The sequence below is a fragment of the Deinococcus metallilatus genome (genome assembly GCF_004758605.1).
Lineage (GTDB): Bacteria > Deinococcota > Deinococci > Deinococcales > Deinococcaceae > Deinococcus > Deinococcus metallilatus.
Window position 1 is genome coordinate 101,221 of record NZ_CP038511.1, and the last position, 20,303, is coordinate 121,523.

General features: G+C 68.6%; 20 protein-coding genes. 3 read left to right on the forward strand and 17 right to left on the reverse strand.

Annotated elements, in window-relative coordinates:
- Window positions 1-345: 345 nt before the first annotated feature.
- From E5F05_RS21190 to E5F05_RS04410, 13 genes are all read right to left on the reverse strand, one after another.
- Complete coding sequence (locus E5F05_RS21190) at window positions 346-522, reverse strand: hypothetical protein (protein ID WP_164973340.1); 177 nt, start codon at window positions 520-522, stop codon at window positions 346-348.
- Between the two features lie 57 nt (window positions 523-579).
- Window positions 580-840, reverse strand: coding sequence for a hypothetical protein (locus E5F05_RS04360; protein ID WP_103128187.1), 261 nt, complete (start codon window positions 838-840; stop codon window positions 580-582).
- 80 nt (window positions 841-920) lie between these two features.
- Complete coding sequence (locus E5F05_RS04365) at window positions 921-1,874, reverse strand: hypothetical protein (protein WP_129117538.1); 954 nt, start codon at window positions 1,872-1,874, stop codon at window positions 921-923.
- A gap of 184 nt (window positions 1,875-2,058) precedes the next feature.
- Complete coding sequence (locus E5F05_RS04370; protein WP_164973341.1) at window positions 2,059-3,888, reverse strand: PcfJ domain-containing protein; 1,830 nt, start codon at window positions 3,886-3,888, stop codon at window positions 2,059-2,061.
- A 265-nt stretch (window positions 3,889-4,153) separates the two neighbouring features.
- Window positions 4,154-4,795 carry a hypothetical protein gene (locus tag E5F05_RS04375; RefSeq protein WP_129117540.1) on the reverse strand — a complete coding sequence of 214 codons (642 nt, stop codon included), beginning with the start codon at window positions 4,793-4,795 and terminating at the stop codon, window positions 4,154-4,156.
- Window positions 4,796-5,240: 445 nt separating this feature from the next.
- Entirely contained in the window at window positions 5,241-5,744 is a 504-nt protein-coding gene (locus tag E5F05_RS04380; protein ID WP_129117541.1) for a GNAT family N-acetyltransferase, read from the reverse strand.
- A 2-nt stretch (window positions 5,745-5,746) separates the two neighbouring features.
- Window positions 5,747-6,037: a type II toxin-antitoxin system TacA family antitoxin gene (locus tag E5F05_RS04385; RefSeq protein WP_129117542.1), complete on the reverse strand. Its 291-nt coding sequence runs from the start codon at window positions 6,035-6,037 to the stop codon at window positions 5,747-5,749.
- 405 nt (window positions 6,038-6,442) lie between these two features.
- Window positions 6,443-6,988 (reverse strand): hypothetical protein, encoded by a 546-nt coding sequence (locus E5F05_RS04390; RefSeq protein WP_129117543.1) that lies wholly within the window; start codon window positions 6,986-6,988, stop codon window positions 6,443-6,445.
- Window positions 6,982-7,137, reverse strand: a complete 156-nt coding sequence (locus tag E5F05_RS21195; RefSeq protein WP_164973342.1) for a hypothetical protein — start codon at window positions 7,135-7,137, stop codon at window positions 6,982-6,984. Before E5F05_RS21195 ends, E5F05_RS04390 begins: the two co-directional genes overlap by 7 nt.
- A gap of 46 nt (window positions 7,138-7,183) precedes the next feature.
- Window positions 7,184-8,512, reverse strand: a complete 1,329-nt coding sequence (gene iscB / locus E5F05_RS04395) for an RNA-guided endonuclease IscB (protein ID WP_103128204.1) — start codon at window positions 8,510-8,512, stop codon at window positions 7,184-7,186.
- A gap of 432 nt (window positions 8,513-8,944) precedes the next feature.
- Window positions 8,945-9,820, reverse strand: coding sequence for a single-stranded DNA-binding protein (gene ssb / locus E5F05_RS04400; protein WP_129117544.1), 876 nt, complete (start codon window positions 9,818-9,820; stop codon window positions 8,945-8,947).
- 164 nt (window positions 9,821-9,984) lie between these two features.
- A complete protein-coding gene (locus tag E5F05_RS04405; protein WP_129117545.1) occupies window positions 9,985-10,302 on the reverse strand; it encodes a hypothetical protein in 318 nt (105 codons plus the stop codon).
- 773 nt (window positions 10,303-11,075) lie between these two features.
- Entirely contained in the window at window positions 11,076-11,393 is a 318-nt protein-coding gene (locus E5F05_RS04410) for a hypothetical protein (protein ID WP_129117546.1), read from the reverse strand.
- 73 nt (window positions 11,394-11,466) lie between these two features.
- Between E5F05_RS04410 and E5F05_RS04415 the strand changes: the two genes are divergently transcribed.
- Window positions 11,467-11,646, forward strand: coding sequence for a hypothetical protein (locus E5F05_RS04415; RefSeq protein WP_146719915.1), 180 nt, complete (start codon window positions 11,467-11,469; stop codon window positions 11,644-11,646).
- Window positions 11,647-12,538: 892 nt separating this feature from the next.
- Here E5F05_RS04415 and E5F05_RS04420 read toward each other — a convergent pair.
- The 3 genes from E5F05_RS04420 to E5F05_RS04430 form a co-directional block, all read right to left on the reverse strand.
- Window positions 12,539-13,501: an AAA family ATPase gene (locus E5F05_RS04420; protein ID WP_129117548.1), complete on the reverse strand. Its 963-nt coding sequence runs from the start codon at window positions 13,499-13,501 to the stop codon at window positions 12,539-12,541.
- Entirely contained in the window at window positions 13,495-13,995 is a 501-nt protein-coding gene (locus E5F05_RS04425) for a phospholipase D-like domain-containing protein (protein WP_103128211.1), read from the reverse strand. Before E5F05_RS04425 ends, E5F05_RS04420 begins: the two co-directional genes overlap by 7 nt.
- A gap of 429 nt (window positions 13,996-14,424) precedes the next feature.
- Window positions 14,425-15,798 carry an aminotransferase-like domain-containing protein gene (locus tag E5F05_RS04430; protein WP_244944483.1) on the reverse strand — a complete coding sequence of 458 codons (1,374 nt, stop codon included), beginning with the start codon at window positions 15,796-15,798 and terminating at the stop codon, window positions 14,425-14,427.
- Window positions 15,799-15,883: 85 nt separating this feature from the next.
- Here E5F05_RS04430 and E5F05_RS04435 point away from each other — a divergent pair, with 85 nt between their 5' ends.
- Window positions 15,884-16,747, forward strand: coding sequence for a DMT family transporter (locus E5F05_RS04435; RefSeq protein ID WP_103128213.1), 864 nt, complete (start codon window positions 15,884-15,886; stop codon window positions 16,745-16,747).
- 58 nt (window positions 16,748-16,805) lie between these two features.
- Complete coding sequence (locus E5F05_RS04440; RefSeq protein WP_103128214.1) at window positions 16,806-17,375, forward strand: pyridoxamine 5'-phosphate oxidase family protein; 570 nt, start codon at window positions 16,806-16,808, stop codon at window positions 17,373-17,375.
- A 96-nt stretch (window positions 17,376-17,471) separates the two neighbouring features.
- Here the strand turns inward: E5F05_RS04440 and E5F05_RS04445 are convergent, their stop codons facing one another.
- On the reverse strand, window positions 17,472-20,300 hold the full coding sequence (locus tag E5F05_RS04445; protein ID WP_103128215.1) for a type IV secretory system conjugative DNA transfer family protein: 2,829 nt from the start codon (window positions 20,298-20,300) through the stop codon (window positions 17,472-17,474).
- Window positions 20,301-20,303: the final 3 nt, after the last annotated feature.

Below are 20,303 nucleotides of genomic sequence, written 5' to 3' on the forward strand. Positions count from 1 at the left end.
CCAGCCTGGGGTTGGGGTAGAAGAGCAGCAACCCGGGAAGTCCGAAGCGCAGCTTGAACTGCTGCCCCTCGGGCCAGTCGGTCACGTCGGGGTGGAAGGGTTCGCCGACCCGGTAGGTCGTCCGCTCCGGAAGCTGCGGCTCGGTCATGTCCCCGGGTCACCCCACCGGGTGAGGGACCCGCCGGGCGTGAAGGGCACGGATCACACCTCTCCGGGCGACGAAGGTCGGACGGTCGCTGGCCCGGGTCAGCCGGGTCGGACCGTCTTCCTGTCGCCCACGGCACCGGGCGCGTCTCGTTTCTCCCGGCCGGGATCGTCGGCACGCGCTCCCCACGGCAACAGTGGCTACACCCCCGCCCGCTCGCGTGACCCCTGACGGTGGGCCTCGATGCGGCCCAGCGCCCGGTGTTGCTGCGCGGAGGCCGGGTTGACCTGGCCCTCGACGGCCCGCCACTGCGCCACCGGCACCGCCTTTCGCAAGTGGGTGTGCCAGGGATCACACGCGTCTGTGGGGCGGCGCATGCTGGCATACCTTTGCTGGAGGTGCCGCAGTTTCAGCAGAGCCTCGCGGTACGCCTCCTAAGCGGCCTCCTTCAGGGCGCGGCGGTAGGCTTCGGCCTCCCTGGCGTGCCGGGCCTCCAACTCCGCCATGCGCCCACGGCCCTGCGCGCACAACCGCAACTGGTGATCTTCCTTCCGGGTCCGGGTGAGGTCAGCGGCCTGAGGGTCCGCCACCATGCTGGCGCCCAGCCAGAGCGGCATCTGCTCCAGGTGCAGACGGTTGAACTTCGCGGCGTTGTCGCGGCTGGCCTGCTCGGCGGTCTTGGGCGTGCGTGGCACAGCTCAGGCTCCCTCACCGCTCGCGCGTCGGGCCGCGGCCCGGAGGTCTCGCACCGGCCGCCCCTCCTTCCGGGGCACCCTCACCGCCCGTCCCGTTCCGCTTCCAGCAAGCGCACGAGGGTCCGCAGGTGCGCCGCCGCGTCCTCGTCTCCAGGTTCGCCCAGCGCGTAGACCCGGGACGAGGTGCGGGCCACCGTGCCATGCAGGGCCTCGACGGGGTCCGTGACGACTTGCTCCCCGGCGCGGGCCTCCGGATGGTCAAAGACGCGCCCGGTGAGGGTCGGGCGGCCGTCCAGGCCGTCCAGGTTCACGAAGCGCCACGTCTCCAGCCGCGCGGTGGCCGTCGGGGCCTCGCGGAAGGAGGTCAGGTGACGGGCGTCGACCACCGCCCGCGCGAGGGCCAGCGTTTCCGCGCCGGCGGCCACCCCTTTGATCGCCAGCGCCGCCGCCATGACATCGACCCTGGCCTGGTGGTCCGGCAGCGCGTCCAGCCGGGCACGCAGCCCGGATTGCGAGCGCAGGCCGCAGAGCAGCTTGGCGGCCTGCGTCAACGCTCCCTGGACGATCACCCGAGGGGTGCCGGGGAGGTCGGGTTCGCCCTCTAGTTCGGCGAGCAGGCGCCGCGCCACCTCGGGACGCGACAACTCCGCCCGCAGGGCCTCGTCCGTGGTCTCGCCAAGCAGGCAGACACGCGCGTCAGCCCACACGAGGCAGCTCGGCAGCGCGAGGAGCACGGTCACGTTGACCGCCCGGGTGGGGAGCGCCAGGATGGCCGTCCCGGCTCCCAGGTACAGCAGCGCTTCCTGGTCTCCGACGAAAACGTCGTGGACGCCACTGCTGCGGCCTCCCAGGTCCAGCGGGACGACGCCGGGATTGTTGATCCAGGTGTCCTGTCGTCCGCCGTGGTTGGTCAGGTCGAAGGCGGTCTCCGCGTCGGTGGTCGTGACCAGCGCCACCAGATGGAGCGGACTGGTGGCGTCGGCGGAGAGACGGCGCTGGTAGACAGCGTGCAGGACAGGAATTCCAGTCGGCATGCACCACGGGCACCCGGCAGGGTGAGGGACACGCGCTGGGTGACTGTGGCTTCTCTGGCTCCGAAGTCCTCAATGTGGGAGCAACCCAGGCTCCCGCCCAGCGGGCGAGGGTCGGCCCCACCATGTCGGGGATGGTTCTCGCACCGACGCCTCCTCCTTCCGGGACACCCGGAACTGCCCGACGTCAGAAGGGGAGGTCGTCCGGCTCGGGTTCAGGGATGGAGACGGCCTCCTGGGGTAGGCCGGGATGGTGGCACAGTGGTGCGAGATCGTGTGTGCGGATGCTGAGGCACGCCTGACCGAGGTAGCCGAACGCCGCCGCGAGGTCGGTCTGATCCCTCAGGCCCTGATTGCGGTCGCGCTTGAACTGGTGGACGGCACGTCCCCGCACCTCGAGGCAGTACACCGGCGTCCCCCGCCCGTCTCGGGCGACGACGATGACGACCTCGCCGCGGATGGCCGCCCCGGCGTAACTCGACACGCAGTTGTGGAGGGTCTCGCTGACGTGGATGAGGTCGTGCGTCTCCCGGGCCCGGCGGAAGTGGAGCGTGCCGCGGGCCGCGTGAGGGAGGTCGGCGTCGAGGTGAGAGAGCCGCCCGTCCGTGCCACTGGGGATGGGCCGGTTCTCGGTCCGGATGCGGGTATGCAGCCGGGCCAGGTGGTCGTGCAGGGCCAGCGGGTCGAGCTGGTCTCGCCCGGGCCGGTAACCCGGCTGCGCGGCCTGAACGTCCTGCCACAGGCGCTCCGTGTCGCCGAGCAGGAGCGCGAGGCCAGAGACGGCGTGCCCCTCCCGGAAGGTGCGGATCAGCCGCCGGGCGGCCTGCTGCTCGCCGCCCGCGAGTTCGACGTACCAGCGGGCATCAAAAGGTGGGCCGCAGCGGTGCTCGCGCAGGGCGGGCGCGTAGGCGTTCAGGACCTGGGCCTTGAGGTCCGGGGACCTCATGCCGCTGCGGTGGAGGGACGCGGCCAGGGTGAGCACGTCCAGCCGCGCGAGGAGCGGCCGGACGCCGCGGGGGAGGGAACCGCACAGTTCGCGCAGCAGGGTGGTCGCGCCGGGCCTGCGCCTCAACCACGCCCGGTACTCGCGCCTAGCGCTGAGCTGCACATGCTCGATGAGCGCGGGCACGTTGAGGTAGTCCGGGTGCTGCACGGCGAACAGGAAGGGACCCAGCCGCTCGGTGGTGCGGGGCTGGTCCTCCGGCGCGAAGGCCTCGCGGAGTTGCGCGAGTTCCCCGGCGCAACAGGTTTCCCGCGCCAGTTCCCACGCGAGCGCCTGGAGGCCCCGGCACACCTCCGGCGTGAGGCCCGCCGGATCGAAGCGGCCGTACTTCACGTTCCGCACCTGTCCGCCCTGGATCAGCAGCAGGTCCCGGCCCCGACGCTGTACCCGCGTGGTGGTCTGGGTGCAGGTGAAACGGCAGTACTTCGCCGGAGCGTGCTGCCCGGTGCGGGGCGTGAGGGCACTGACCGAGTACTCGGTGCGCAGTTCGTAGAACTCCCGGACGCCGGGCGTGAAGGGGTGGTCCCGCAGGGCCGTCATCCGGTGAACACAGGTGCGGCCGTAGCCGACTTTCAACGCGCTCCGGACCTGCTCGGGCGTCAGGCGCGGCCGGACGAACTGCTCGAAGATCGCCGTCCCCGCCTCGTTCAGGTCGGCGAGCTGACCGGTCCCCGGGACGGCCGCCTGCAACGCGGGATGCTGACGAATGGGCACCCGCTCCTTCAGCCCGCTGGCGTGCCGAATCCAGACGACGCCCTCCCACTCGGGCTCGCTGGGGGAGCAGGCGTCCAGCACGGTCCACAGCACCCGCCTTCGGCCCTCGTGCCGCCGCCGGAAACGTTCAAAAGCCTGGATCTCGCGCTCCAGCGCGGCGGGACCCTTGACGCACGTGCGGGCGGCGCGGGGCACCTGGAGCCGTCCGGGAAACAGGTGGGCGTTGCGCTCGGCGAGCCGGGCGTACAGCACGTCCAGTTCGTGTTGCGGCTTGGGGGCAGGCGTGGCCTGTTCGGACATGCCCGGCTTCCTCCGGCCCTGGACGGAGAGGGGCCGCCGCATGCCTTGCCCATCCTTCCGGAATCTCCCCCAGCGTCTGGAGGCACCGGAATGGAGGGCTGCCCGTTCAGCCCCCGGGCGTGGGAGGTCAGAACGGCTGGGCGTGGTGGAGCCGTGCCGCGAGCCACCAATCGAGGACCGTGAGCCGGGTTGGAAGTGGCGGGCTTGTTCACGGGTGAGGGCCCATCACGGCAACCTCCGGCGCGTACGCGTTCATACCGCCGGCTCACGCCATCACGCTGCTCGCGCGTTCCTCCAGCACGGTGAAGTACCGCTTCTCTCCACCGATGATGCTCGCATCCGTCTTGACGAGCACCTGCGTGATGACCAGGGCGCCGCTGCGCTGCCCCTTGAGCGGCGTCTCCCGCCAGGCCTCGACCTTCAGGTAGTGCGGGCGGGTCTCGGGCGCGCCCGACTTGACGGGGAGGTTCAGCGTCACCAGGGCTTCCGTCACCTCGCCGAACACCCCTGCCCGGCGCGTCTCGGTCTTCTTCGCCAACCGCCCGCGGAGGGTGAAGATGTTGACCGCGTTCTCCAAGAGGAGATGCTCCCCCTGACGCCGGGTGCGGACCCCCCGCAGCTTCACGAAGGAGCGGCCCCGGGTCACGATCTGCGCGCGCGGTTCCCCAGTCTGCCGGTCGGTCCAGATCAGTTGCTCAACCGTGGCCCGATCGAAGAGCACGGCTTGTCCCGGTTCGAGCTGGAGGGCCTTCACGGCGACGTCTCGGGTCACGCGGACCTGCTCGAAGAAGACCAGGGCTTTGCTGACTCGGCTCGTCTCGCCCGCCAGGGTGACGATGGCCGCGGGAAAGGTCTGGGTCTTGTCCTCGACGCGGACGACGCAACCACTGATCATGCCTTCGTTCATGGTGCACCCCTTGTGGTGGGGCGCTGACCCGCTCGGGGGACAGCGAGAGGTTCAGTGCAGCAGGAGGATTCGATGGGTGGAGGCGGCGTCCCTGAAGTCGCCCAGGGAGAGGACACGGGCGGTGAGGCCACCCCGACGAGGAGGTCACCGGGGCGGATCTGCTCCTGCCGGGGAGCCTGCACGAGCGTGAACACCAGGACGTCCGGGGCGAGTTGGGCGCGAACGTTCAGGGCCAGGGCGGCGCGGTCCGTAGCGTCGTGGATGTCACGGCCCTGACCGAGGATTTGCGCAAGGACCCGAAGCTGGGCCTCGGTATGACGCAGCAGGTGGAAGTCGAACGCCTTCATACTGCCTGTCCCGCCCATCAGGGCGAGGGTTCTGCCGGGGCATGCTGAACGGGGAGAGGCACGCCGGCCCCTCCCCATGGCCCTTCGCCTTCTCTGTCCTACGTCCTGGGCCGCACGTGCCGGAGGCTCAGGAAAAGCCGCAAGTCACCGGAGCCAAAGCGCTGGAAGCCGAAACGCTCGTAGAAGCGGACCGCTCCCTCGGAAAGCGCATCCACCACGATCACCCGCAACCCCAGCTCACTCTCCAACCGCGCGCAGTGTTCGACGGCCGCCGCGAGGAGCCGCTCCCCAAGGCCCCGACCCTGCTCGCGCACGTCCAGCGCCATCCGCCCGACCAGCACGCCCGGAACGTCACGGTAGGGAATGCCGCGCGCCGCGTCTTCGGGCAAGTCGTGAAGCCGGAGACTGTGGGCGCTGAGGGTGTAGTACCCCACGACACGGGCGGGCTCGCTCGCTCTTGTGAGGACGTAGCAACGTGCGAGCGAGCGTTTGCGGTCCTGGCTCGCCTGTTCGCGCAGGTAGCGGTCGAGCGTCGCCTCGCCACACGTGAACGCCGCCCGGTCATGGTGGGGACCGAGCGGCGTCACCTGCAGATCGTCCACACTCACGGTTCTTCCCGCACAGGCAGCGAGGTCCGGCCGAAGTGGCGCGTGAGGCGGTCCACACCCTGGGGCGCCTCGCCTTCCTCGAGGGCACGGAGAAACGCTTCGGCCTGTTCTCGGCCGAGCTGCGTCACGCGGTGATGTTCGACCACGCGCGTCGCCGCGTCCACCAGGTGACGGGTGGCAAAACCCGTAAGGGTGAGCCCCTCGAGGGTGGCGGCCTGTTCGATCAGATCATGGTGCTCCCCAGTCACTCGCAGGTGCAGCCGCTCGTCTTTCGGTAGCTGCGTCATCACATTCCCCTTGGCATCATTGTACGCCAAAATGCCACACCCATGACGGGCCGCGCACCCGCATACCGGTGCAACCTGTCAGTCCTCGTGTCCCCGTACACGTCGGTAGGACGTGCGGCTGTCCTCGGCCAGGGGGGCAGGGTGCCGATGAAGCGCAGGAAGGGGGGCTCGCCCTCGCCGACCGGCGTCTCCTCGACGGGGAGCTCCACATCGATCACCACGGTCTGCCGGGGCCCACGGGCGAGGCGGGCCTGCGCCTCGGGGGGCAGGGTGAGCCGTCCCTGCGCGTCGAGCGTCGACGGTCACGGCCAACTTAGTCATGCTTCCCCGGGGGTCATGTGAGCGCGTGCACGCCCGGTGAGGTTCCGGGCGAGGGTCCTTCCTGGAAAGGTCTGCCCTTCGGGGTCACAGGTGGGCGGTGAAGCGCTCGATCTCGCGAACCGTCCCCCGACCCCAAGGCACCCGCTCGAAGAGGGCCTGCCAGGCCAGTTCCCGCTCTCCCTCCCGGCCGATCAGGGCGAGGTAGGACGCGGCGTCGGTGGTCCGGAGGGCCCACTCCACCGCGGCGAGGAAGCCCGGCTGGTCCAGGTGCTCGTGCAAGTGCAGGGTGACGACCCCGAGGTCGCCGTGCACCTCCAGCCGAAGAGGAACGGGCGCGGGAACGAGGGCCGAACGGGACGCCTGCACCGCGGCCACCGTCTCGGGGCGAGTTCCGGACCGGGCCGCGCGACGCAGGGCCTGGGGACGGGTCAGGCCGTCCTCGAAGGTCTCGGCGTCGATGGCCGTCTCCCCCTGCGCCTCGTCGGTGCGGGTCTCGAACACGGCGTACCCCGCGCCCGGCCGGTGGATGACGTGGAGGCTGCGCCGCTCGCCACCGCGTGGCGGGAACTGCTGCTCGACCTCGAAGGCGGGCGTGAGAAAACTGGCGAGGACGTGCAGGAACCTCAGCATGTCCCGGCTCTCTCCACCGTGAAGGGAAGGTGCCTGGTCCGGCCGCTGAGGGTGGTGTCCACCTGCGCCCGGCCCGACCGCCCTCCGGCGCGAATGCCGGGGAGGGTCCGGGCCGCCGAGGTGATGACGCGGGCGGCCTCGAGGGCCATAGGACCGTAGATCAACAGGTGGCCGGCGCCTGTGAGGGCACTGCTTTTAACTGTAAGCGTAGCCGTCTCCTTTCTGGATGAGCACGAAGAAGCGGTAATGCAGCCCGTCAACCATTGGGAGTCGGAATTTTCCAGTCGCCCGCACTGAAACCCGCCCGACGTAGCTTCCTGCCTTCTTCCCAGTGGTGACGACTGCCCGCACCAGATCTCCGGTCTGGAAACCAAAGTGGGTCTTTTGCCGAGTGCGGTGCCGGGTAGGGAAACCGAACTTGTTGGTCCCGCACATCTGCCGGTTCCCGTGCCCGATGCAGATGATGGCAAGCGGACGCAGGTTCGGGACGATCACCCGGGCGCCAGAAGGTCCGACACAGGCTGCGTCAATCCAGTGGGCCTTGGGGTAGCCCTGAATGTCTCGGTTGAAGCTGGTCTGTGCGCCGTCGCCAATCTCGACGAGAAGCCCGGTCTTCTGAAGCTCACGCAGCAGCTTAGCCTTCGTCGCGTTGACCGCAGCGCTGTCATGCAGGGGGTCCTGAACTTGCGCCCGGATCTTTTTCAGCAGGATGAGATTCTCCGCGAGGAACTGCTGCAGGCTCTGGGTACCCTTTTTCAGATTGCAGGGCGTGCACGAGAGCACGAGATTGGAGATGCGGTCTGATCCCCCTTGTGAGCGCGGTGTCAGGTGTTCGACTTCTAGCGGGCGGTCATTCCGGTCACAGTAGGCACACCTGCCCTGCCACTTCTGTAAGAGGTAGCGCCGGACGGTGTAGCCGTAAAGGGTACCTCGCTGGTAGCCCTCTCGCCTGATGAATGGATTCTGCAGGCGTTGCGTGTCGAAGGAAACCAGTTCAGTAGCCAGGTGAGTGGCTGCGGCCCAACGCGAGAGGCGCCCCACCCAAGTCAACGTGGTGAGTACCCGGTGCGTAAGACTGGGCGGCAACCAGCCCATCGGACGGGTGCGGTTGTCGAACCTCGGCTGACGGTACCAGAGCTTGCGAGACCGTCGCGCCCGCCGGAGAACTCGGCGTGCATCCAGGCTCTGCTGGATGGCCCGTCCGCGATGGTGCAGGAGTGCTGCCCAAACGACCTTTGGCCCCCGCTTCATCTCAGCCACGGCACAGATGCCCGTGGTCTTGGACCCAGGGTCGAGCTTAAGGCTCAGAGGCTGGGTCACTCCACAAGCCCTGTCTTTCAGGACGATGGTGAAAGGCTGGTGACGGAGCACTGCGGCCCTGCCTTTCCTGAGAAGTTCTCTGGCTCGCGCGGGGTGGCAGGGCATCAGGGGTTTGTGGGTGGCGGAGACCACCAGGGCCCGGTTCGGAAGCTGCCGGTCCCGAGGCTTGAAGGAGTCGAGATGGACGATAGGGCGTTCGGTCATCGGATTACTCCGTGGCTGGTGCTCTTCCCGGTGAGGGGAGTGAAGTCTGCCTCGGGGGGAGGGATGGCGTTGAGCCGGGTGGTGCTTGAGCGGTGCGGGCCGGACATCCCCGTGCCCGGGGCTTCGCAGGCCGCTCCGGAGAGCTTTGAACTGGCAAGGGGCATTCAAAGGTCCGATCGTCCATCCATCTGCTACCTGAGATTCAGGTCCCCTGGTAAGGCGTGGGCTCTGCTTCTGACAGCAAAGCCCCCGAATTCATTCGTGGAGTTGCCTTACGCCCTCGCCGAGCTTCAGGGACAGGTTCATGCGCTCCTTTGCGCCCGGCGTTCTCCCGGGCGAGGGTCCCTCAGGGGCACCCCGCCGGGGGCGATGGGGCCGGCGGGTGGATGCTCCAGAAGAACAGGGGAGAGAGGCGCTCTCCCCCGGGCTGGCTCAAAACGGCAGGGGCTCCTCGTCGGGCGGGAAGTCCTCCAGCCCCTGATCGATGTCCAGCCCCCCAGAGCGGGTCGGGGCGGGCGCGGCGTTCTGAGAGCTGGCCGCGCGAGTCCCCGAGGCGGCGACCGGTTGCCGCTGCTCGCGTGCCGGAGCTGGCGTGCCGGAGGTCCCCGTGCCCGCACCCCGGCTGAGGGGGACCACCGTGTCCGCCTCGACCTTCTTGGTCCGCCGCCCACGCCCGTCGCGGTCCGTCCACGACTCGTCCACCAGTGCGCCCTCCACCAGGACCGGGTCACCCTTGCGCAGTCCCTGGTGAGCCAGGGCCAGGTCGCGCCACAGGGTCACGTCCACCCAGTGCGTCTTCTCCTGGGCTTGGCCCTGACGGTCCTTGTACTTCTCGTTGACGCCCAGACGCAGACCGAGCACGGCGTCACCGGCAGGTGTGGACCGCAGTTCGGGGTCGGCGGACACGTTCCCGATGACCGTGGCCCGGTTCAAGCCGCCCCTGAGTCGCTGCCCGCCCCGGCCATCCTGAATGAGTTCGAAGTCTCCGTCCGCTTGGCGCACCGTCCCCGTGACGCGCACCCGCAGGGCGCTGCGCTTGCCCCCTTCGGACGCTTCCCACTGGCTGTAATCGAGCTGCCCGTCCGCCACCAGGACGTCGCCCGCCTGATACCCGCGCTCGGCCAGATGTTCGGCGTACTTGCCCAGCGCCTGCCCGTTCTCGTAGAAGGGGATGACGTGCGCGCGCCCGTCGCTGCCCGTGATGTGGCGCTCGCCCGCAAGGGTGAGATCGAGGACGGCGGTGCCTCCCGGGGTGTAGCGGAGTTCGGGATCGCGGGCGAGGGCGGCGATGATCAGGACCTTGTTCATGGGGACTCCTTCTGGTGCGCGGCGGCACCGGTAAACCTTGCCGGTGGTTCGCCCGGTGCGGTCTCCGGGCGAGGGATGGCTGCCCGTTCTGCAGTGGACGCGAGGGTCGACCGTGCCCGTCCTCCAGTGTGGGTGCGGGTCAGGTTGGTCACGTCAGGGCGTGTTCAGGCGACGAGACCGTGAGGGGCGGGCGAGGCGAGCAGGGCGCCCAGCAGACGGCGGACGTGCGCGGTCAGGGCAGGCAATTGGGGCAATTGGGGATGGGCGGGGAGGCCGTCGGCCTCCTGCAGGGCCAGGCGGGCGAGTTCACAGGTGGTCTGGGCCGACACGGCGGGACAGGTGATCATCAGGTCGACGCACAGGGTGCGTTCCAGGTTGGGCCGCAGGACGTCGAGCAGGTCGAGCAGGTCCAGCGTGTGGGTCAGCAGGGCCTGGCCGGCGGGGGGTGCGCTGGCGACTCGGGGGAGGACGGACAGCCTCACACGTGCCTCCAGCTCTGGTACTTCCGCTCGCGTTTCTGCTCACGGGTGAGGGGACGAGGGAACTTCCTCTTGCCCTTGTGGCGGATGCGTTTGGTGGTGGTCATGCGGCTGGCCCACCCGCTGCCCGGCGGGTGAGGGTGGAGGCTAATGAAGCTGGCGGGGCAGTCCAGCGTCTCTGCCGGACGTGAGCGGAAGCGGCTGCACCCGGGCGGAAGGTGCAGCCGCCATCAAAAGAGACGTGGAGGCTCCCCGCTCGGCAGCCGGGTTGACGAGCGCAGGTCAGGCTTTGGCGTGCCGGGCCCACCAGCGATCTGTGTTGACGAGGTGAGTGGTGCGGATCACGAGCTGTGTCCTGAGAGTGACCCGACCGGAGCCCTGGCAGGTCGTGCATGTCTCCAGGTTCTGGCCGACCTCGACCTCGGCCGCTCCCGTGTCGGGGTCAGTGAACACGACGGCCGTCGTCCACCAAGAGGTCGCCCTCTCCGTGGCAGTCGGGGCAGGTCACGAGAACGGGGTCGGGGACCCGGTGGCCGAAGCGGCGAAGCAGGAAGTGCAGGAGGGCCATGCCTGCCTCGCCGCCCGGGAGGCGAGGGTCCTCCCGGGCCACGCAAAAGGGAAAGGCTCGGCGCGGGACCTCCCCGACCGGCCACGCCCAGTGGCTGGTCACGGTGGGACATCCGGTCGGCGCTGAGGATCAGGGGTCGCAGGTCGTCCGTCGTCCCGGGCGTTGGGTGGCATCGCTGGGGTGCTCCTGAAGTTCGGGACCGGAGAGGTCAGGCGAAGGGGAAGAGGGCGCCGAGCAACAGGACCAGTTGCATGACGAACAGCAGGAGGAGGACGACCCGGAGAGTACCCATCAACCGGGTGCCGGTGCGGGTGTCGAAGGCCGGACCGAAACGGCGGGCGAGCAGGAACAGCACAGCCCACAGCAGGGTGGCAAGCAGCGAGGACCAGACCTGCGCCGCGTCGGGCGGGGCCCTGTGACCGACCCGCAAGGTGAAGCCGAGCAGCAGGGCGGGAGGGAGGATGGTGGCGAGCCAACGCAGGAGCCGGGCGTCCTTGCGAAGGCTGCCGAGCAGCAGATGCAGCATGGGCACCCTTTCAGGTCAGGGGTGTGGACCGGGTCCCGGGGACAGGTGAAACCCGGGTGGAGCGTCAGTGCAGGTGAACACGGACGCGCGGTTTCCGAGGACGGGGACCGAGCTGCTCGGCGAGACGCAGGACCTGGAGGGCCGCCTCGACCTGAGCCTGGAGTTCGCCCCGACCTTCCTCGTGCTGCGAAGTTTTGGGGCTGACGTAGGTACGGCAACGGGTGTTCACCATCTCGCTTTCCTCCTGATGTGAGATGGGGCAAGCGCGCCGCCTGAGCGGCGAGGGTCCCGCCGGGCCAGTGCGCGAACACGGAGCGTCGCCCGCCCGCTCCCTGTCGTGAACGAGAGAGGCGCGAGGACGGGGGAGGGCCACTCGGGCACCGACGGTGGGGGAAGGTGATGCCCGAGTCAGGTGGCCTGGCGTGGAAGATGTCGCAGACGGATCGGCATTGGTATCGGTCCGGCGGGGCTCGCCATGACCCTCTCACGGTGCAGGTGACTTCGGTTCCTCCAGGCCATCAAGGCCCCTTCCTCCAGGACACTCCCGGCGTGTTTTCGCATCACTGCCGGACACGTCCCGGTGTCTTGAGGCGATTCTCCAAGGAACGTTCTCCTGCCCTCACCGCTGGCATCCGGGGGGCTCAGCATGGGCGGGCATCTCTCGACGGACCGTCCGCTCCTCGCTTCACCCTCTCACAAGAATGAGAAGTTTGAATAATTTCGGTTGAAGTTTTCAAGTGCTTTGTATTTTGAGGTTGGGGCAGAGCGGTCTGAAGCTGGGAGACGAGCATGGGCGCGGGCTTCAGGCAGGGTGGAGGCTGGCGTTGCAGGGGGGGGAACGTTTCGTTTCTGAAAAAGCTGAAGCGCCCATAGACCCCCCACCTTTGACCTGTCGCCCCGTCTGGGTTTCTCCATGTGAGAAAGGGACTGGAACAGAGAGCTGTGCCGGGAGACCAGCACCGCCAGGTCTCTGCTGGAACCGCGCCGCCAGGTGAGGGACGAGGATGGACTTGGTGCTTGTGTTCTTGGAGCGCGCCTCCGGTGTTCCTCGCCGCAAGGGAGCAACTCCTCCTGAGGGGTCACGGGGTTGGAAAAGAAGAACAACGGGACGCATGGCACGTCCCGTTGTCGCAGGGCCTTCGGGTTCAGGAGACGCGAACTTCGTGAAGACCTTCTGTGGGGGTGGCGTTGCCGAGCAGGGCTTCGATGCTCCGGTCGAAATTGGTGTGGACTCGGTAGTGGCCGCGCTCCAGGACCTCGATGGCGATAGCGAAGGTGCTGGGGTCGAGCTTCCGGCCGTCCCGGATACCCAGCAGCGGCCAGAGCTTCTGGCTCTTCACTACCCGCACCATGTCCCGGCCGTGCAGGGTGGCGGTGATCGGCACACCACGCGGGGCGTTTTCGACGATGATCGGGATGTCGTTCCGGTACCCGAGCTCGTCACCCAGCAGGGCCTGAGGGGCGGCGTTTCCTATCGCGCGCGCGTACTTCCCACCTTGCAGCCCGGGGTCCCCAATGATGACTCGCCGGGCCTTGCCGATGATCCAGTGAGCGAGGTCGCTGTCCCCGCCGATCTCGTTGCTGGTGTCCATGATGATCAACCCGCGGCCCAACCGCTCGGCCATGATGCGCGCGATGTCCCTGAGGAGGGTCGTCTTCCCGACGAAGGGCGGCCCGATGATGGCGATGCCCACACCCCGGTCGATGGCCTCCTGGATGACCTCGCGCAGCGGCTCGGCGACGCCGATCAGGGCTCGACCGATGCGCACGGTGATCATCACGCTGGCCCCTTGGAGGTTGGTCTCGCGGCTGATCCGGTGCAAGGTCCCGGGGATACCAATGCGTCCGTCCGCCCGCCAGCCCTTGGTGACTCCGGACTGCATCTCGGTGTCGACTCGGCCGAACAGCACCGGGTCCAACACCAGCGGGTAGTCGATGCGCAGCCCTCCGAACCGCACGCTCAGGGGCTGATTCAGGTCGAGGATGATCTCGTCGGTTTCCGTCAGGTTGGGGGCGATGATTCGCCGGAGTTCCTCCGGAAAGCGCTCCTGCACCGCCGCGTACTCGGCTGGCATGGTGAGGTCGATGACGGGAAAAGGCTTCACCATGCCAGGCCGTACCTTTCCTTGATCAGCACCCGGGCAGGGACATTCGGAGAGGCGTTGATGACGTTCGCGCTCGCGGTGAGTGCCCGGGTGAGTTCAGCCGACGTCCCGCGCCGCACGGCCGAGGAGCCGTCGGCGAGACCCGCGCCGAGGTAGAGGGTCCGGTTGTCCACGATGACCAGGGGCGGGGCCTTCAGCTCACCGAAGTGGTAGCCGAGCGGCAGGGGCGGTTGCTCCGCGTTGGCGAGGGCGACGCTGGGCAGGAACGAGCCGGGCCGCAGATGAGCACGCCGGGGTGTGATCAGGTGGACGTGAACCCGGCGGCTGGCCGCCTCCTTGAGGGCCTGCGCCAGCATCTGGGCCTGGAGGTCGGGGAGGTAGGCGATCACCTGGCGCTGAGCCCGGTGCAGGGCCTGGGTGACCTCGTTCAGAGTGGTGGTCTGGGCGGTGCCGGTGCTCGCCGCCCAGGCGAGCATCAGGGAAACGAATCTGCGCATACCCCTGCATGGTGGCCGCGGCCCAGGTTGGCAAGGCGCGATCCCGGCGCCCTGGTCGGACGTTCTCCAACCCTCCTTCCGGGGACGGTCAACGGGCGGGAAGCGCCTCCTGCTTCTTGGATGTACGTCACGCCGCTTGCCGCGTCCGAGAAGGGCTGGCGTCAGGGTGCCTCTCCCTGCGTGGAATTCTCGGGAGGCGGTGCTGTGCGCCTGTGGCAGGACAACGAAAGTGGCTCCGGGCTGAAGCATCCGGGCCGTGCCTTCCTGTTCTAGGGGTCGCGCCAGCAATCACGCGACAACAAACGCTCAGAATTTGCATGGCGTAGACCCTGCCTCCCGACGGCGTTCCCACCGTCCTGCCTGTCTGGAGGCACCGCCGAGTCTGTCTCTCCACCCCGTCGCCGGAGCGCCTGCTGGACGATCACCTCGTTACCCAGGTTGGGGTCCAACAGCCGTGAATGCAAGGCGGCCCACGCCCTCCTCGATGACGGCGGGACTCGCCCCGGCGTAGCTCAGGCGCACGAATGCGCCGCCCGGCTCGGTCGGGAAGAACCCGCTGCCCGCGCTCACCTGCACCCCCGCCCGCGCCGCCCGCTCCACAAAGTCGAGGTCGGACGTCCCCTCGGGCAGTTGCACCCAGACGTTGTACCCGCCCCGCGGGACCAGGGTGATCCGCGCCTCCGGCCAGTGGCGCCTCAACGCCCCCACCATCACGGCCCGCCGTTCGCGCAGCGCCGCCTGAAGGTCCTTCAGGTGGCGCTGCCAGCCCCGGGAAGTCACCAGGTCCAGGGCCGTCTCCTGAAGGGGACCCGCCAGAAAGTAGTCCTCGATGGCCCGCCCGTGGCGCAATCGCGTCAGGATGGGCCCCCGCGCGACCAAGGCGGCGATGCGCAGCCCCGGCGCGCTCACCTTCGTCAACGAGCGCAGGTACACGACGCGCCCCGGACCGTCCACCGCCAGGGGAGGCGGGGCTTCCCCGTCCAGGGTGAGGCCCCGGGCGTAGTCGTCCTCAATGACGAAGGCCCCGGCCCGCTCCGCCGCCGCCAGCACCACCGCCCGGCGCCCTAACGCCAGGACCGCGCCCGTCGGGTTGGCATAGAGCGGCTGGAGATACACGGCCTTCGCGCCGGTGGAGCGGAACGCCAACTCCAGCAGATCGGGCCGGACGCCCTCCGCATCTGCCGGAACGGGGACCGGCTGCACACCTGCCGCCCCCGCGGCGGCCAGCACACCGTAGTACGTGGGAGACTCGACCAGCAGCGGTGCCCCGATAGGGAGCAGGGCGCGCAGGGCCGTCGAGAGGGCCGCCTGTCCGCCGGGGACGATCAGCACGTCAGACGCCCGGTACGCCTCCCCCAGTTCCCGGGCAAACCACGCCCGCAATGCCTCCAGCCCTTCCGGTGGTAACCGCGACCAGACCCCTGGTCGCCTGGACGCCTTGCCCAGGGCAGTCTGCAACAGGGGCAGGGGTTGAATCGTCTCGTCGGGGTAGCCACTGCCCAGCGGCAGCGTGTCTGGCTGAGGGGGTCGAAACAGGTCCTGCACGTAGCCCGGCGAGATGGGACGACCCGAAAGGGCCACGGTTTGCCACGCCAGGTCCGTTGAGGGCGGGACGATGGCTGCCTCCGCGACGAAGGTGCCGTGACCAGGGCGGGTGACGATCAGCCCTTCCCTTGCCAGTTGGGCGAGCACGGCGCTCACCGTCACGGGACTGGTGTGGTAACGGCGGGTCAACTCGCGCACGGGGGGCAACCGCTCCCCGGGCCGCGCCTCCTGCCCGATCCACGCTTTCAGGTCGAACAACAGGCGTTGTCTACTCCTGCCACTCTCGGTACCCGACGTCATACTGTTATCGTAGAACGTGAAGAGTATCAGTAGCGTTACAGCTTTGGCGACGAAAACGGAAACAAGTGGTTGGTGGTGGGCAGCCCTGGGCGTGCTGTGCTTCAGTTTCACCCTGCCCGCGACCAGGCTCGCGGTGCCGGAATTCGGCGGGTACACCGTCGGCTTTGGTCGCGCCGTGGTCGCGGCCCTCCTGGCCGTGGCCCTGCTGCTCGCCCGTCGGGAGCGGCTTCCCGCGCGTCGTCATTGGCGGGGTCTCGGGCTGGTCGCTCTCGGGGTGGTGTTCGGGTTCCCGGTGTTGACCTCACTCGCCCTGCGTACTGTGCCGTCCTCGCACGGGGCGGTGGTGGTCGGTCTGCTTCCAGCGGCCACCGCCGTCGCCGCCGTACTGCTGACGCGAGAACGTCCACGGCCCGTCTTCTGGCTCGTCTGTGCCCTGGGCGTGGTCGCCGTCCTGTGGTTCGCTGCGACCACCGGGGCGGGGCATCTGGAGACGGGCGACGTTTACATGCTGCTGGCGGTGCTGCTCGCCGCGGTCGGGTATGCCGAGGGCGGACGGCTGGCCCGGCAACTCGACGGATGGCGGGTGGTGAGCTGGGCGCTGGTGTTCTCGCTGCCCTTCGCCTTGATCGCCACCCTGCTGGCCCCCTGGCCGACCCATCTCCCCTCGCCGGGAGCCTGGGCGGCCTTCGGCTATGTCTCGATGGTCAGCATGTTTCTGGGCTTCTTCGCCTGGTACCGCGGGCTGGCACTGGGAGGGGTGGCCCGGGCGGGACAGGTACAACTCGTGCAGCCGGTCCTGACCGTCGTCTGGTCAGCACTGCTCCTGGGGGAAGGGCTCGACGGACGCACGATCCTGGCGGCACTCCTCGTGGTCGCCGTCGCCGCGCTGAGCCGCCTGACGCGGTGAGACGAGGACACACCGGCACTCTCCCCAAGCCAACGCGCGCGCATCAGAAAGGACCGCCATGACCGACTTCACCCCACGCGGACAGCTCAAGCGCCAGGACAAAGCCATGACCCGCGAGGAGGCCGAGGCGTTCCTCGTCGCCGCCTTTTGCGGCCGCACCGGCACCCTCGGCCCCGACGGTTACCCCTACGTCGTCCCCAACCTCTTCACCTGGCAAGGCGGCCAGGTCTACCTCCACACCGCACGCTCTGCCGGTCACTTCCTGACGAACGTGCGCTTTCACGACCGGGTGAGCTTCGAGGTGGACGAGCCCGGCGAGGTGTACCCCTACGGCCAGGTGGAATGCGACACCTCGGTGTCGTACCGCTCGGTGATCGTCTTCGGGCGCATCCGCGTCGTGGAGGACACGGACGAGAAGGTGCGCTTCTACCGCGCCTTCATGCACAAGTACGCGCCCGAGGACTCCTGGGGCCGGGAGAAGGACTCGTTGCCCCGGGTAGGCGGCACCATCGTGTACGCCATCACGCCGGAGACCATCACCGGCAAGCAGGGCGAACTGCCTGGGCTGAGTGAACGCTGGCCCGCCAGGAACGACACCGCCTCGCCCGGGTGGCGAAAGAGCAAGTGACCTGACCCGATGGACCCCACCGTTGGCTCAGTGGGGCGAGGGTGAAGGGCTGAAGGCTGAGCGTTGGTTGACGCGCCACTGCTGGGGGCACTCCTTCTAGAACTCTTTGGGAGCCCGGTGTTTCTCCAGGGTCTGCCACAACGATGGGCCGTCCTCGTCTTCCGCCCCCAGGGTCTCGTGCGGGAACCGGTCGGCTTCCTGCTCGGCTTCCTGCCCGCGCGTCTCTTCCTCCTCGTTCGTCCAGGTCCTGTCCACCAGGCGTTTCTTCTTGGTCTTGCGCAGACCCGGTCGGCGGCCTTCGGCCTCGGAACCCCGGGTCTCCTGCGGGTCCGCTTCCTGCGCGCCTTCAGGATGGCGAGCTTCCTCCTCGTCCCTCGTCCAGGGCTTGCTGGTGGGTCGCTTCCTCACGGCCTGACTTGGTGCAGGGCGAGTGTCTTCCGCTCCAGCAGGAGCTGCGTCCTGCTCGTGGGCCTTCACCCGGGCGTCTTGCAGTGCGTTCCAGAAGCCCGAAGGGTCCTGGCGGTCAATCAGGATGTACTGACTCTTGCCGATGCGTTTGCTGAGCACCTCCGGCGCCGCCCCGAACAGGTCGCGGCACGGGAGGAAGCGCAGGTACACCCGCTCGCCCTCCAGGATCGCCTGGACCTCCGGGCGTTCGTCCGACCCCAGCGCCTCGCGGGCCTCGTGACCTTCAACCATAGACCCGTTCTGCTCCAGCCACAGGTCGAGGGCGCCGAAGGTCGCCTGCTTGTTCAGCCGCAGGCGCAGGTCGCGGCTCAGCAGCGCCAGCCCCTCGGGCTTGAGGCGCAACTCGTCGGAGTCCGCCCTGCCGGTCCAGCCACGGGAATAGAAGCCCTGCAGGGTGCGCCCCTCCTTCAGGGCCTCCGGCAGGTCCGCGGTGCGGACGTACAGTCGCTCGCGGTCACTCGCGCTGAAGCGGACCCGGGCGCCGCTCTCCAACACCCCGTTCACCCAGGTCCGGAAGCGTTCGTGCTGCTGGGCGCTGAAGTCCTCCTCCGGCGTGGTGGCCGTGCCGAGCACGCCGGAACGGATGATCTGCTGGGTGACGTGGGCCATGTTCTCGCGCCCCGGGTTGACCTGCCGGTAGAGCTCGTGCAGCCGGTTGGGGATGCCCCGTGGAATGTCCGGCCCGTCGAGGAAGGGGTCCTCGATGGCGGGCATGAAGGTGCGAATGGGGTTGGCTCCGCGGACCTTGATGACCGCCTCCATCGGTCGGAAATGGGGGAATTCCTCGGGAGCGAGCAGCGGCACCGCGATCTTGCGCAGCCCGATGCTCTGGCGGGTGGTCTCGTCCAGGGAGGTGCCCAGGAAGCGGCGACGGGTGTCGCCCTCACTGATGTCGTACACCGTGGTCTTGCCGACGTACTGCGAGAAGATCTCGCGCTCCTCGTCGTCCACCGCGAGCGGGAAAAAGATCTTGCGGCCGATCACGTTGGTGGTCAGGGCCTTGCTGTAGTTGTCGCCGTAGACCACGGCGAGCTGGGCGAGGTTCTGCACCCCGATGTGGTGCGACACGTTGTAGGAACGCAGCACGCCGAGCGAGCGCATCATGTACGGCAGTTGTCCAAAGGAAGGGAACTCGTCGAGGACGTACGCGGCGTGCCTTTTGAGGACGCCGCCCTGGGCCGCCGCCTCGCGCTGGAGATCGCGGTCGATGGAGCGCTTGACGAGCTGGAGGAGCACCACGCCGTCGCCCTCCATCATGTACTCCTGCTGGATGCCGATGTAGAGCAGGGTGGGTTCCCGAAAGGCCGCGCGCACGTCGATGTTCTCGCCCACCAGGCTCTCGGTCGCCCGCGCCACCATCGGGTTGTAGAAGATGCGCAGGGCGTTCTTGATGCCCTGCAGGACCGAGGCGACCTCCTGGTTCCCCTGCGCGAAGATGCCCTTGAGGTTGAGGACCACCTCGCTGTTCTCGTCGAAGGCGGCCTGGTCCTCGAACCACTTCTTGAGTTCGTTCGGCGTGAACTGCGCCATGCGCAGCAACTCACGGAAGTTGGGCGTGTCACTCCTGGCGAGGTACAGCAGGAAGGCGGCGAGCACCCCCCGGTCCCGGTCCCGGTAGTGCTTGCCGGGCTCCTGGCCGTACTCCGGCGGTGGCATGATGGTGGTCGCCATTCTCAGGGCGCTGGCATAGTCCTCGATGCTGTCGAGCAGGGGCAGACGCATCGTGTTGAGGCTGAACGGGGTGAACATCATCACCCTGCGGCGCCGTCTGGCCCAGTACCCGATCATGTCGAAGAAGCCCGAGTCGGGCTGTGGGTATTTCAGGTCGAAGACGATCACCGTGAAGCCCAGGTGGGCGGCCAGCATGATCAGCGGTCTGAAGTAGCCGCGGGTCTTGCCCGCCCCCACCCCCCCGAGCACCAGGACGTTCTCGGCGAGCGCCGCCATGCGCACGTACAGCGGGAAGGTCTTGCGGTACTCGATCTTGCCCTCGCGGCCCACGCTGAGCAGGTGGCCGAGGTACCCGAGCAGCTTGTTCTCCGGCCTCATCGGGTCGTGCGTCCGGTACTGGTTCAGGCCCTGATCGTCGGCCTGGGCCCACCAGGCGAGGCCGGGGTCCTTGGTAGGGTACGTGCGCGGCCGGGCCTTGAAGCCGTAGATGACCAGTCCCACGGCGGGAGGCGCCAGCGACCACAGCGGGAAGAGGCGGGCGAAGCCCTGCTGGAACGCCGCGTTGCAGGCCTGGCTCAGGGTGCAGTCGAGCACGAACGTCTGGCTGTGCAGGGCCGCCGGCCAGCCTTTGTCGACCATCACTTGGGAGACCTGCCCTGCCGTGTGCACGGCGAAGGAACCGGGGACGAGGAGCGTGGCGAGAAACAGCAGCAGCCAGCCGACCGGGAAGGTGCGGACCCCCTGACTCTGCTGAACGGTGCCCGCCGGGGCAGACGCGTGGGACAAGGG